Source organism: Dokdonia sp., from assembly GCF_039945015.1.
GTDB lineage: Bacteria > Bacteroidota > Bacteroidia > Flavobacteriales > Flavobacteriaceae > Dokdonia.
In genome coordinates this window covers 196,924-209,627 of the sequence record NZ_JBDUXP010000031.1, presented here as the reverse complement: position 1 = coordinate 209,627, position 12,704 = coordinate 196,924, and the positions used below count along the sequence as shown (strand labels likewise).

Here is a 12,704-nt window from a genome sequence, read left to right as displayed (position 1 = left end):
ACTTCACGAGACATTTCTGTTTTTTTTTCATTTTTCACTGTATTCTTTTAACAATTGTTACGACTACGCAGAGCATAGATGGCAATATTTTTGCCATTTTTAAAAGCTCAATCCCTATTATTATACATGAAAAAGATAACAATTATCACCCTTATTTTATCCATAACATCACTCCACATAAAAGCTCAAGAATTCAACACCAAAGAAACCAGATTTACAGCACATAATAAAGGAAAGATTTATCTTTATTGGGGAGGTAATCGAGGCAATTATTCAAGGTCAGATATTACTTTTAAAGGAAACGACTATAAATTTACAGTAAAAAATGCAGTTGCAAGAGATCTCCCTAAAGGATATCATATAGATTATATAAATCCAACTCGTTTAACGATTCCTCAAACCAATTTTAGATTGGGTTATTTCATCACAGATCATTATAATATTTCTTTTGGAATAGATCATATGAAATATGTGGTACAACTAAATCAAATAGCATCTATTACAGGAACGATTAATCTTCCTGAGACAGCGGCAGGGTCTATTTATAATGGGACATACTCTAATGATCCAGTTCCTTTAACCGAAGATTTCTTAACGTTTGAGCATACAGATGGTCTCAATTATTTAAATCTAGAAATTACTAGAGTAGACGATATCTCAGGATTATTTAAAATTAGAAATACCGATATATTTCAAATTAATATAACCGAAGCAGCTGGAAGTGGGATACTATATCCTAAAACTCTCGCATCTGTTTTAGGTTCTGAAAGGAATGATGAGTTTCATATTTCTGGATACGGAGTCTCTGCCAAAGCAGGTTTAAACTTCACTTTCTTCAAACACTTTTTTATACAAACAGAGTTAAAAGGAGGCTATATAAACATGTATGACATCCGAACGACACAATCTTCTTCGGATAGCGCAAAGCAAGATTTTTGGTTTCTGGAGCGAGTGATTGCCTTAGGAGGGATCTTTAAATTATAAAAATAAATTACCTCTGGTTATACCCAAATCGGCGTAGTTGCTTATCATTACTACGCCAGTTTTTATTGACCTTTACGTATAATTCTAAATGCACTTGTTTTCCAAAAAACTTTTCTAAGTCTTTACGTGCTTCTACACCTACTCGTTTTAAAGCACTTCCTTTATGACCTATGATAATTCCTTTCTGGCTATCACGTTCTACCATAATCACAGATCGCATTCTAATAATAGTTTCTTCTTCAAAAAACTCTTCGGTATCAATCTCTACCGAGTATGGAATTTCCTTTTTATAATGCATTAAGATTTTCTCACGGATAATCTCATTTACAAAAAAGCGTTCTGGCTTATCAGTAAGTTGATCTTTAGGGTAAAAAGGTGGTGAGTCAGGAAGTAATTCTACAATCCGTTTAAAGACTTCTTCTACGCCAAAATTTTCTAGTGCAGAAATAGCAAACACCTCTGCATTAGGCACTTTTTCTGACCATAAGGTTAATGATTGTCCAAGCAGTTCTTCATTTCCTTTATCTATCTTATTAATCAATAACAATACAGGGATTTTTGCAGCACGTATCTTATTAAAAAAGGCTTCATCTTTTAATTCCTTTTCTCCCAGTTCTACAAGGTATAATAAGACATCTGCATCTTCAAAAGCACTCTTTACAAAGTCCATCATCGATGCTTGTAACTCATACGCAGGTTTTATAATTCCAGGTGTATCACTTAATACGACCTGAAAATCTTCTCCATTTACAATACCAAGTATACGGTGACGTGTTGTTTGCGCTTTTGAAGTGATAATAGATAATCGCTCTCCTACAAACGCATTCATGAGCGTACTCTTTCCTACATTAGGATTTCCTATAATATTTACAAATCCAGCTTTATGAGACATATAATGTTATTTGCTGCAAAGGTAGATATATAAATCTCAAAATAATGTCTTTTACTGTGGAGGTTTCTGAGTACGCTTTCGCGAAAGCGTAAAGAGGAGGAATATGAAATTTCTTGTAATGAGTTTCTATGACAAATGTCATCGTTTTCTGTTTTTGAGTATTCTATATTTAAACCTTATGGAATTTTCTAATGATATTGTATTACGTCCTAGGTTCTCATATGAACTGAATGAATTACCAGAAAAAGTATTAAACGTATTTGAACATACTGCAAAAACACAAAGTGATTTTATTATAAGCCGTATCGATGATCACGTATTTATTAGAATTCCAAAAAGCAAACAACATTTCTGGTCACCACAACTACATCTAGAAGTGTACAAAATAGAAGAACAGCCTACTGTACTTAAGGGGCTTTTTGGACCTACCCCAGCTGTCTGGACATTGTTTATGTTTTTACATTTCATCGTAGGTACATTGTTTACGGCTGCTGGGATCTGGATGTATAGTAGTATTTCTTTACAAACCACATTTATAATCCCACTAGTAGCCATGATCTTTCTGTTTATACTTTGGTTTGTGCTATACTTTTCGGGAAGATTAGGAAGAGAAGCTGGAAGAAAAGAAATGAAAATGCTTCAATTCTTCATGAATGACACGCTTAAAAATCATCAAATAGTACTTATGACCTCGACTTAGCGCGTGTTCTATCGTATAACACAATGCTTCCTGCAACAGCTACATTAAGGCTCATTTCTGAAGGAAACTGTACAAGGAAATGCGATTTCTCAATGGCTTCTTTTGAAAGTCCGTGATCTTCTGCTCCCAAAAGATACACACAACGACGTGGATGCTCAAAGGTCTCCAAAGGCTCTGATGTTTCATGCATTTCTACTCCTACAAGACGTGCTCCTTTAGGCAGATGATTGTAAAAGTCTGCAAATGTATCATAATGAAAATAAGGCATCGCTTTTACTGCATTATGGGTGTCGCTTGCTTGTTTTGCATATCGATTCCCAATGGTAAAAATAAAACTAGCTCCTAGATTTTGTGCGCTTCGCCATAATACACCCAGGTTCTCAGGAGTCTTTCCGTTTTGAATTCCAATTCCAAAAAATTCATTTGTGAAGTTGTCAACTTTCATACAACAAACGTATTATTCGAATCCTTTTTTCTGTACCCACTTTATCAATCCTCCAATCGTGAGTCCTTGCACAAGTATAGAGAAGACAACAATCACATAGGTAATCACCAAAAATAATTCTCTATTCATCTCATCAGAAAGCCCCAAAGCAAGTGCTATAGAAATTCCTCCTCGCAAACCTCCCCAAGTCATAATAAGATTTGTTTTAGGAACGAAATCTAATCGTTTTTTAAAGAAATTAATGGGTATTAATAAGGAAGCATAACGACAGGCTAAAACAATAGGAATTGCAAGTAACCCAGCAATGATATACTTTCCTTCTATAACGAGCACAAGCATTTCCATCCCTATCAACACAAAGAGTAAGGCATTGAGTAAAATATCAATGAGTTCCCAAAACTTATCTACATAACTTTCGGTAATTTCAGACATGGCAGTTCCTCGTATCGTATCATTTCCTACAATAAGTCCTGCTGTTACCATAGCAAGCGGTGCAGAGAGGTGGAATTCATGAGCGATTGCAGTCCCAACCATAACACCCGCTAGTGTAATGATCACCTCTATATAATAATCATCTATAGACTTCATTAAACGATACACCAGCCATCCTATAACAGCACCAAGTACAATCCCTCCGATGACTTCGAGTCCAAATAATTTAAAGACCTCTACAACTTCTATATTTTCGGTTCCAAAAGAGGCAATTTGAAAAATAGTAAGAAAAACAACAACGCCTACTCCATCGTTAAAAAGAGATTCTCCTACAATTTTGGTCTCTAATTTCTTAGGAGCGCCCGCTTGTTTTAAAATACCTAAAACAGCTATTGGATCTGTAGGAGAGATCAATGCTCCAAATAACAAACAATGGATATATGCTACTTGTAATCCCAATAATGGTAATAAATAATACATCACAGTACCTACCAAAAATGTAGAGACAAGTACACCTAATGTTGAGAACACCAAAACTGGCCATCGTTGGATCTTGAGTTGTTCAAAATTAGTATGTAATGCTCCTGCAAATAGTAAGAAACTTAACATAATATCTAGAAGTACTGTCCTAAAATCTATCTGCTTGATAATATAGCGTTCGGCATCTAGCAAGGTATCATCTACATAACTCAATGCAAATACAGCAAGTGTAAATAAAATGGTAATAAGCATGAGTCCGATGGTATTTGGCAATTTTAAAAATCGCACATTGATATACCCAAATGCAGCCGAAAGTCCAACAAGTATTGTAATAATAAGGAAGTAATCCATGAATTTTTATTGGTAGTTATTGAAGTCGTTTAAATTTTTCAAATTAGCTAAAAAATTGTTGTTTTACCCTCATATTTTGTCTTTTTCTTGCTCCGTAGCGCTGCCATGCAGCTCAAAATAGCCTTCATCTGGATATAAAACCATTAATTCTCGCTTCAATTCAAAAAATTTAAACGACTTCATTTAGAAAGTAAAGATACTTATCTATTTTTATAAAAATTACATAATGATGAATAACGCAAACGGACATAAGGGATATGATTTAATCTGTGTAGGAGGTGGTATTATGAGTGCAACACTGGCACTTATGACCAAAATTTTACAACCCAACATTAATATCTTACTACTAGAACGTTTAGACAAGGTTGCACAAGAAAGCTCTGCTGCATGGAATAATGCAGGTACAGGACACTCGGCTTTATGCGAACTTAATTATTGTCCAGAAAAAGAAGATCGCTCGGTAGATATCTCAAAGGCTATTAAAATTTGCAATCAGTTTGAAATTTCAAAACAATTTTGGGCATACCTAACAAATCAAGGGCTTATTAAAGATCCAGGTTCTTTTATAAAAAAGGTTCCGCATCATAGTTGGGTAACTGGCGAAGAGAATTCAGAATATCTAGAGAATCGTTATAAAGTGATGAAGGATCATTTTATGTTTGATAGTATTGAGTTTACAAAAGATTCTGAAAAAATGAAATCTTGGTTTCCACTTATTACAGAAAACCGTGATCCAGAAGAAGTGATGGCTGCTTCTAGAATAGATCGTGGTACTGAAGTAAACTATGGCTCACTTACCGAGCAATTATTTCACATCCTAGAAACCGAATATGACACGCCTGTTCATTGTAATATGGAGGTCTTAGATGTTGATCCTGACAACAATGTTGATTGGGATGTTATCGTACAAAACACGAAGACAAAGGCTATAGAACACCTGTGTGCCGAACATGTATTTATAGGTGCTGGTGGGGGGAGCTTACTCCTTTTACAGAAAGTAGAAATAGATGAAAAAGAAGGGTACGGGGGCTTCCCTGTAAGTGGACAGTGGTTGGTTTGTAAGAATGAAGAAATCATCAAACAGCATCATGCCAAAGTATACAGCAAAGCAGGTGTAGGTGATCCCCCTATGTCTACACCACATCTAGATACCCGTTATATCAATGGCAAACGAGAATTATTATTTGGCCCTTTTGCAGGTTTTAGTCCTAAGTTTCTAAAAGAAGGATCTAATCTCGATCTCTTTAAATCTATAAAAACAGATAATATAAGTGCCATGCTCGGCGCTTTCTGGCATAACTTACCACTCACCAAATACCTAGTGACGCAAGTAAGTATGTCTTTTGAAGATCGTATGGATAGTTTACGCAAGTTTATAAAAGATGCAAAGAATGAAGATTGGGAAATCAAAGTAGCTGGACAGCGGGTTCAGATTATTAAGAAAGACGACTATGAAGGAGGTAAGTTACGATTTGGCACTGAGGTCGTAAGTAGCAAAAACGGAAGTATTACCTGTTTACTAGGTGCTTCTCCAGGTGCCTCTACAGCAACGGCTATTATGCTTGAAGTGATTCAAAAAGCATTTCCAGAAATTATGACGACTCCTGAAGGGCTAGAGAAATTAAAAACAATTGTTCCTACTTGGAATACCGATGTACATGAAACATTGTTTAAAGAGTGTCTTGGTAAGGCAAATGGGGCTTTAGGGTTGGATTAATGATTAACAATTGTTGGGCGTTGGGGGTAATTCCGCTTTCGCGAAAGCGTACAAAGAATCATCTATCACAAAAATAAAGATATGAGTTTACTCTCGAGAAAGATGGGAATAAGGGGTATGCTAAAAAGTGCGTTGTTATTTTATAATACTAATGACTCAAAATTATATTACGCATGACTCCAATTATCAGGTTCATCACTATTACCTGGAGACAGTCCTATAATATCTCCATCGGTGTTTACACCAAGTCCTACAACCATTCGATTTACATAATTAAAGTAACTCGTCACCTGGTTAATCTCTAAGATTTCGCCCTCAGAGAAGCCTACGTTTTTAAGATGTTCTATATCTTCCTTGGTAATTGTATGATGTGCCTGAGTTAATTTTTGTGCGTGTACAATTCCATCTTTATAATGATTATCAAAAAAGGTGTGTACCGTATCATTTTGAACGCTTTCATAAAAAGCAGTTGACCGTGTCTCATTATCCAGAAGTCGTACAAATCCTCCCATGTGATGTTGTACACAATAGTCACATTTATTAAGATAACTCACATATACGCCTATCGCTTCGAGATACCATTTAGGCAATGTGTTATTGGTATTGTGTAATACGCTTTTATATAGTGTCATGTGTCCTTTAAGCGTATGTGGCCGTAAACTATGTATAGAAAGTACATTATCTACATTATTATTAGGCCCTTTTACGCGATCATACATGCGTTTTAAAGCTCCTGTTGCTTCCTCGTATCCTATTGTTTTTATCCAACTCATATCTTAAAAATTGTTTTTCTTTTTTCGCTTAAAGCGAAAATACAAAATGCCTTCACAATGACACTTTGAAAAAAAAGTGAATTTTTTTGCGACTTTTTTAATAGGTATCTTACTAATAGTACAAATACCATCTTTAATGCGCAAAGAAGAAGCTTTTACAAAACTCATAAAAGAAAACGAAGGGATCATTTTTAAGATTTCGCGAGTGTATTGTGACTCTCGAGAAAATCAAAAGGATTTGTATCAAGATATTGTTTTTCAGTTATGGAAAGGGTTTGATGGTTTTAGAGGAGAGTCAAAAGCAAGTACTTGGATGTATCGCGTTGCCTTAAACACCGCATTTACATTCTTAAAAAAAGAAAAACGCAAAGGCACTGCTGTAGGAATAGACCATCTCCATCTCAAATACGAACCTGACGATCCTATTTTAGAAGAACGTCTTGCACAAATGTATGCTCAGATACGACAACTCTCTGATGTTAATAAAGGAATTATCCTATTATTATTAGAAGGTAAAAAGTATGAAGAGATCGCAAGTATTACTGGATTTTCTAGAAGTAAAGTAGCAACACGTATCTCTCGTATTAAAGAAACATTAAGAACACAACTGGTTAAAAAATAAATACTATGGAACTTGAAGAAATGCAAGCAGCCTGGTCACAAATGAGCCAGGATCTAGAAAAACAAAAACAATTAACAGACGAAATTATATTAAAAATGACACAACAACGATATACATCCCAATGGAATAAAATATTTACTGCAGAAAAGATAGGTGGCGTAATATGCTATGTAGCACTAGTTGCACTAGTTGTTAATTTTAAAGAGTTAGATACACTACCCTTACAAATATCTGGTATCTTATGTATACTCATACTTGCCATACTTCCTGTACTATCTTTAAAGACAATACAGGCTATGAAACGTGTAAACGTAACCACTATGAGTTATAAAGAAACGATGAAAACCTATGCTGAAGGGAAAAAGAATTTTGTCAATTTTCAAAAATTAAATGTGGGACTCAGTTTTGTCTTTATGCTACTTACTGTTCCAGTATCTGCCAAACTATTAAATGGCGAAGACTTATTTGAAACATTAGATCCTAAATTAGGTATTGCAATTCCCTTTATGTTTGCTCTTTTTGGACTCCTTGTTTGGGTTGTCACACGATGTTATAAGCGTGTTTTAAGAAGTTCTGAAAACATCTTACAAGAGATAGAAGAATAAAGTTGGTTCTTTTAGAAATGTGACTCAGTATGCTTTTGCGCCTGACTGATGTTAGGCAGGAAAGCGTACTGAGGATAAAAAGCAAGACGTTCTTGTATCATCTCATAGAGTTTCGCACCCTCCTTATAGCATCTACATGATACTTAATAATATTAGAACGTCCAGATGCTGTCATTAATATCTTATTAAATTCTTCTCTATTATCCATAAAAAAGTTTTCAGTAAGAATAGCAGGCATTTTTGTTTTTTCAAGCACATAAAATCGTGCTTCTTTATCCAAATCGCCATCAGAAAAATCGGTTCGTAATTTTCTGTCTGGAAATGTCCTTTGGTATTCTTGTCCAAAAATAGTAGCTATCCGATCACTCTTTGTATGTCCTGGAGATGTAAAGATCTCACTCCCAACACCCCCTCCAGCATTAGAATGTATACTTAGGTAAAAGCAATGTTGACGTGCATATTTATTAGCTCGACGCACTCTTGTTTGTAAGCTTACATCTCTATATTCTGGAGCAATATTTACATATGGAATCTTTAATAAGGTAAGATCTTGAATGATTCCGTTTACAATGGCTCGATTAAACTCTCCTTCGTAAATTACATTACCATCACCCCAATCTTTTCGTTTGCCTGGAGTTTGGTATGTTCCGTTTATAAGGCCTCCGTGGCCATTGTCTAAAAGTACGATCATAACAAATTTATAATTATGTTTCTGCAGGAATATATCCTGATTGAAAATAGGTTCTTCATTATTTTCTATTTGAGAAAAAAAGAATCAACTCGAAAATAAAAATAGTGTATCGCCATTTGTCCCTATGAAAAAGAATTTTAAAAATCTCTCCACAAAATAGAATACCACACAGGACACATCTAGGGTTAAAGCACCACACTACAGACCTAGATGGTTGTCCTTTGTGATGATATCGCATCTATTTTGAAATACCCATTATACATGTATATTTCAAATCCTATGCGATAGCATATGTATGTATAATTGTTAGATCACTTAAGGAGTACCCTACGTCCAAACACCCCACATAAAAGTCCATAGGGCATCCTTATAGTGATATAACATAGCACTTATAGCTAGAGCTATAGTGTTGTTATTTTACTTTTACAAAACATGTATTCTAGTTTTAAAACATCACTCGATGTGATTATTTATTTTAAAACAAGACATACCTGTCCTATTACCCAAAAAATGGGTTGCGTGTGGTGGGTTTGAAAAAATTGATAGGTCTGACTATGACAGCATATTTCCCCTTATGAGTCAGTCCTGATTATATGTGGTGTATGTGTTTTGAAAAATAGTATGAAGTGGTGCTTTCCTATTTTCAATATAAATATCGTAAATCTATTGTTAAGATGTCACTAAAATTGTGCTATGCTTATCTTAAACTTACAGATATTATTTTTCTTTTTCTGCCTTTATGATTAGTCGTTCTTTTCAGAATTTCCTTACACAAGAATTCATCCTTTATAGTTAAATCACCCTAGGATAACACTGGGAATCAACGCACCACAGAAAATGCCCAATGTATCCATATAGTGACTTAACTATACTGGTTATATAACGTATATTATACAGTTATTATTTCTTATCACTATACATATTTATGTAGTAGAGACAGTGATTTCTTGATACTTTATAAAATACCAAGATTATTTAATTAAAAATTGAAAGTACTATCGTTTCAAACTTCCCCTTTTGATAGCACAAGAACGTGTGGTAATATTTTATGAAGAGTGTAAGTGTACACTTACTTCTTATTACACCATAAAGAACGTAATTTTTTCTTTACGGGTAAACATTAATTTAAAAAAAGAAATGTTAAAACTCTTATATTTATTTATAATTATTTCTTAAAATTAACCAAACTTCCTTGTAATCTAGTAATTACCGATCAATATTAACTTCATATAGTCACCTGTTACATTTTGCATTTTTTTCCTTACTGAGTGGTCAAAACTATACGATTAGTAGTATTTCCCTATCATTTGTTACTCTTTCTTTCTGTTTTTTATCTCATTATTTTATCTTCTCATCGATTATTTAACATATCCACCACAATATGTTGTTTTTCACATGTCTTAAGCGTGCTTAAAACTAGCTATTTAGCTTTCAAAAAGCGAGTCTCATTGAGGGAACGCCTCATATCAATTAGGGAAGTAAATTCAACCTTCTCTAACAAGTTTACAATAATATGACGCTTCTTTACTAAAAACAAGAAATAAGATCTTGTGATTCAGTCTTTTCAGCAAAATGTAAAGATTATTTTTGGGTATAAAAGCAGGTAGATAGCATTTTGTAGAGTTCTGGATGCTTCCTTTTAAAGATATCTGGACGTTCAAAAAAGTACTCTGAAGCTACAGCAAAAAATTCTGTTTGACTTGTGCCTCCATAACTACGTATATCTGATGTATCATTATTAATCGCTTCCATCTCTTTATGCATTAAGGCGAGCCAAGGTGCTATATATTGATGTTCTAATAATCGTTCTGGAATTCCGTCTGTAGCACCATCTGTATTATCTAGTAAGTGTACAAACTCATGAATTGCTGTGTTTCCTTTATCTGTAGCATTTGTAAAGCCGTGATGCAGTGCTTTACGTGATAGAATCATTTGGTTCTTAAATCGACCTGTGCCTACCAATCCTGCGATCTTACGTCCTTTAACATCGGCGTCAAATGACAAATTCTCATCAAAATAATCTGGATAAATAAGTACAGTACTCAAATTATTATAATGCCACTCTTTAAATCCAAAAACAGGAATCACAGCACTCGCAGCTACTAAAACAGTATCCAACTCTTTTAACTCAAACTGTACGGCTTCAATGGAGATCTCACTTAAGAACAACATCATCCTTTTTTGAAAAACTAACTGCTCCTCTTCTGTTCGTTTTTTATAAAACTGAACATTTTTAAGCAATAATTCATGCCAATGTTTTGGGAAAGGTTTTACTTGAGACTTTTTACGCTTTCGCGAAAGCAAAAAAAGCACGATTATCAAAACAAGTATAGGAAGTAGATATGTCATCTGGTGTATCTATAAAAGAATACTCCCAAAATACTATTTATTTTGGGAGTATTCATGCTATTACAAAAAGTCTACTAGGATAGTATCATAAAAACTGCCATCCCAATCATAATTGCATTTTCTATAAAAGTAGCTTCTGTCATAGGGAGTTTTAAGGCCGTTCCTAGACAAGCACATTGTATTTCTTGTTTACTTAATAAACTTCTTGTCACTCCAACAGTTGTAATACCTAGCACTAATAAAGTTGCTATCAACGCAATAGGAATCTCAATACGTAGCAAGAACATCACACCCAATCCAAGTTCTATACATGGATATATCCAGCCATAGACAGAGAGTCGTTTTGCTAGCGGATCGTACATACTAAAACTTACTACAAAACCACGTAGATCTAAGAATTTAAAGAAACTAAATACCACATAAAATAAACCCATAAAATCTAGCATAGCTTCTCTCCCATTCCAAGCATCATAGTGCATTACTATACTTGCAACAGTAATGTACCCAAAAATGAGAAACAAAGGTCGCAATTGCACCCACTTAGATGTCGGAACCATTGTCGTAAATGCATTTTGTTGCAACTTCTCTATAATGGTAAATTTAGGTTTAATTCCCTCCTGTAGTTTTTCTAGAGTAATCTCCGAATCCATCGTAATTACCGCTTCTTCTTTTTCTAGAGAAACGCTAGCATTTTTGATTCCAGGAATTATTTTTAAATCTCGCTCTACTCCAGTTCTACAACCATTACAGGTCATTCCTTGTATGGTAAATGTACGTTCCATATTAATCGTGGTCGTGGTCGTGATCGTGCTCCCCTTCTTCTGGTGTTACCGCCCAATCAAATACTAGAAGTTTACTCGTTCTAAAATTGGTAATATATAACTGTCCTTGATCTAATATCATTTCTGTAGGATTGTTAATCCCATTGGTAAGTTTTTGTTGTAAAACTCCATCATGATCAAAAACTAAGACGCGATTATTCTCATAATCGGTAATAAACACTTCGGTTTCACTCACAAAGATTCCAGTTGCGGCATTCATTTTTTGATCGGCACCTATGACTTTTAAGAAATTTCCTTTTTTGTCAAATACCTGTATCCTATTATTATAGGCATCTGCTACCCAGATTTTATCATTTGTGATTTGTACATCAGTAGGATAATAAAAATCACCTTCGGCTTTACCTTCTTTCCCAAAAGAGATATACGACTCTCCATCTTCAGTATATAGGATACGGTGATTATAAAAATCGGCGATGGCTTTTTCTTTTCCATAAGAAGATATACCAGCTGGTGCATCCAAAGAATCTGTAAGTGGTAATATTTGCATACTAGGATCTCCTATTACAGCAATTTCATCATTGCCGTATTGTGGCACAAAAAGGGTTTTCCCTTCACTCGCAATATGCATAGGGCGTTCTAAAGAGTCTATCGTTCTTTGGGTTTTTCCTTCTCGATCTATTAACACCAGACGATTATGATCTCCATCACTGAGCCAAAGTCCATCGTCTGTTATAGTCATTCCTATAGGGTTAATCCCATCAATGTCTATGGTTTTGGAGAGTTGCCAGCTTTTTGGCAACTCTTCTTTTTGTTCTTGCTTTTCTGCACAACTTATAAAAACAAGTAATGCTACTACACTATATATATATTTCATATGATCT

General features: G+C 34.6%; 14 protein-coding genes. 5 read left to right on the top strand and 9 right to left on the bottom strand.

Translation table 11 applies throughout. The features are described 5' to 3' along the window. Positions 1 to 126: 126 nt before the first annotated feature. Entirely contained in the window at positions 127 to 984 is an 858-nt protein-coding gene (locus ABJD27_RS23120) for a hypothetical protein (RefSeq protein WP_348168998.1), read from the top strand. Positions 985 to 991: 7 nt separating this feature from the next. Here the strand turns inward: ABJD27_RS23120 and era are convergent, their stop codons facing one another. Further along, entirely contained in the window at positions 992 to 1,876 is an 885-nt protein-coding gene (gene era, locus ABJD27_RS23115; protein WP_348169001.1) for a GTPase Era, read from the bottom strand. Next, on the bottom strand, positions 1,866 to 2,018 hold the full coding sequence (locus ABJD27_RS23110) for a hypothetical protein (protein WP_348169004.1): 153 nt from the start codon (positions 2,016 to 2,018) through the stop codon (positions 1,866 to 1,868). Before ABJD27_RS23110 ends, era begins: the two co-directional genes overlap by 11 nt. Positions 2,019 to 2,054: 36 nt before the next feature. Between ABJD27_RS23110 and ABJD27_RS23105 the strand changes: the two genes are divergently transcribed. After that, positions 2,055 to 2,576, top strand: a complete 522-nt coding sequence (locus ABJD27_RS23105; protein WP_348169007.1) for a GTP-binding protein — start codon at positions 2,055 to 2,057, stop codon at positions 2,574 to 2,576. Here ABJD27_RS23105 and ABJD27_RS23100 read toward each other — a convergent pair. Beyond that, positions 2,560 to 3,021 carry an RNA methyltransferase gene (locus ABJD27_RS23100; RefSeq protein WP_348169010.1) on the bottom strand — a complete coding sequence of 154 codons (462 nt, stop codon included), beginning with the start codon at positions 3,019 to 3,021 and terminating at the stop codon, positions 2,560 to 2,562. The genes ABJD27_RS23105 and ABJD27_RS23100 overlap by 17 nt on opposite strands. Positions 3,022 to 3,033: 12 nt before the next feature. After that, the gene (locus ABJD27_RS23095; protein WP_348169013.1) at positions 3,034 to 4,284 is read right to left on the bottom strand and encodes a sodium:proton antiporter; all 1,251 of its coding nucleotides are present in this window, start codon (positions 4,282 to 4,284) and stop codon (positions 3,034 to 3,036) included. Between the two features lie 226 nt (positions 4,285 to 4,510). Here ABJD27_RS23095 and mqo point away from each other — a divergent pair, with 226 nt between their 5' ends. Next, positions 4,511 to 6,001: a malate dehydrogenase (quinone) gene (gene mqo, locus ABJD27_RS23090; protein WP_348169016.1), complete on the top strand. Its 1,491-nt coding sequence runs from the start codon at positions 4,511 to 4,513 to the stop codon at positions 5,999 to 6,001. A 167-nt stretch (positions 6,002 to 6,168) separates the two neighbouring features. Here the strand turns inward: mqo and ABJD27_RS23085 are convergent, their stop codons facing one another. Beyond that, on the bottom strand, positions 6,169 to 6,774 hold the full coding sequence (locus tag ABJD27_RS23085; RefSeq protein WP_348169019.1) for a peroxidase-related enzyme: 606 nt from the start codon (positions 6,772 to 6,774) through the stop codon (positions 6,169 to 6,171). Positions 6,775 to 6,910: 136 nt separating this feature from the next. Between ABJD27_RS23085 and ABJD27_RS23080 the strand changes: the two genes are divergently transcribed. After that, positions 6,911 to 7,396: a sigma-70 family RNA polymerase sigma factor gene (locus ABJD27_RS23080; protein WP_348169022.1), complete on the top strand. Its 486-nt coding sequence runs from the start codon at positions 6,911 to 6,913 to the stop codon at positions 7,394 to 7,396. A 5-nt stretch (positions 7,397 to 7,401) separates the two neighbouring features. After that, positions 7,402 to 8,001, top strand: coding sequence for a hypothetical protein (locus ABJD27_RS23075; RefSeq protein ID WP_348169025.1), 600 nt, complete (start codon positions 7,402 to 7,404; stop codon positions 7,999 to 8,001). Between the two features lie 97 nt (positions 8,002 to 8,098). On the opposite strand, the gene ABJD27_RS23070 is transcribed toward ABJD27_RS23075, so the two are convergent. The 4 genes from ABJD27_RS23070 to ABJD27_RS23055 form a co-directional block, all read right to left on the bottom strand. Further along, a complete protein-coding gene (locus ABJD27_RS23070) occupies positions 8,099 to 8,692 on the bottom strand; it encodes an N-acetylmuramoyl-L-alanine amidase (protein WP_348169028.1) in 594 nt (197 codons plus the stop codon). A 1,581-nt stretch (positions 8,693 to 10,273) separates the two neighbouring features. Next, positions 10,274 to 11,041 (bottom strand): M90 family metallopeptidase, encoded by a 768-nt coding sequence (locus ABJD27_RS23065; protein ID WP_348169031.1) that lies wholly within the window; start codon positions 11,039 to 11,041, stop codon positions 10,274 to 10,276. 74 nt (positions 11,042 to 11,115) lie between these two features. Further along, positions 11,116 to 11,823 carry a MauE/DoxX family redox-associated membrane protein gene (locus tag ABJD27_RS23060; RefSeq protein WP_348169034.1) on the bottom strand — a complete coding sequence of 236 codons (708 nt, stop codon included), beginning with the start codon at positions 11,821 to 11,823 and terminating at the stop codon, positions 11,116 to 11,118. A gap of 1 nt (position 11,824) precedes the next feature. Then, a complete protein-coding gene (locus ABJD27_RS23055) occupies positions 11,825 to 12,697 on the bottom strand; it encodes an NHL repeat-containing protein (RefSeq protein ID WP_348169037.1) in 873 nt (290 codons plus the stop codon). Positions 12,698 to 12,704: the final 7 nt, after the last annotated feature.

What these genes read in the sequence shown, in the direction of transcription:
- ABJD27_RS23105 (WP_348169007.1), top strand. Translation starts at nt 2,055, where the DNA reads ATGGAATTTTCTAATGATATTGTATTACGTCCTAGGTTCTCATATGAA.
- mqo (WP_348169016.1), top strand. Translation starts at nt 4,511, where the DNA reads ATGATGAATAACGCAAACGGACATAAGGGATATGATTTAATCTGTGTA.
- ABJD27_RS23085 (WP_348169019.1), bottom strand. Translation starts at nt 6,774, where the DNA reads ATGAGTTGGATAAAAACAATAGGATACGAGGAAGCAACAGGAGCTTTA.
- ABJD27_RS23065 (WP_348169031.1), bottom strand. Translation starts at nt 11,041, where the DNA reads ATGACATATCTACTTCCTATACTTGTTTTGATAATCGTGCTTTTTTTG.
- ABJD27_RS23080 (WP_348169022.1), top strand. Translation starts at nt 6,911, where the DNA reads ATGCGCAAAGAAGAAGCTTTTACAAAACTCATAAAAGAAAACGAAGGG.
- ABJD27_RS23070 (WP_348169028.1), bottom strand. Translation starts at nt 8,692, where the DNA reads ATGATCGTACTTTTAGACAATGGCCACGGAGGCCTTATAAACGGAACA.
- ABJD27_RS23120 (WP_348168998.1), top strand. Translation starts at nt 127, where the DNA reads ATGAAAAAGATAACAATTATCACCCTTATTTTATCCATAACATCACTC.
- ABJD27_RS23055 (WP_348169037.1), bottom strand. Translation starts at nt 12,697, where the DNA reads ATGAAATATATATATAGTGTAGTAGCATTACTTGTTTTTATAAGTTGT.
- era (WP_348169001.1), bottom strand. Translation starts at nt 1,876, where the DNA reads ATGTCTCATAAAGCTGGATTTGTAAATATTATAGGAAATCCTAATGTA.
- ABJD27_RS23100 (WP_348169010.1), bottom strand. Translation starts at nt 3,021, where the DNA reads ATGAAAGTTGACAACTTCACAAATGAATTTTTTGGAATTGGAATTCAA.
- ABJD27_RS23110 (WP_348169004.1), bottom strand. Translation starts at nt 2,018, where the DNA reads ATGACATTTGTCATAGAAACTCATTACAAGAAATTTCATATTCCTCCT.
- ABJD27_RS23095 (WP_348169013.1), bottom strand. Translation starts at nt 4,284, where the DNA reads ATGGATTACTTCCTTATTATTACAATACTTGTTGGACTTTCGGCTGCA.
- ABJD27_RS23075 (WP_348169025.1), top strand. Translation starts at nt 7,402, where the DNA reads ATGGAACTTGAAGAAATGCAAGCAGCCTGGTCACAAATGAGCCAGGAT.
- ABJD27_RS23060 (WP_348169034.1), bottom strand. Translation starts at nt 11,823, where the DNA reads ATGGAACGTACATTTACCATACAAGGAATGACCTGTAATGGTTGTAGA.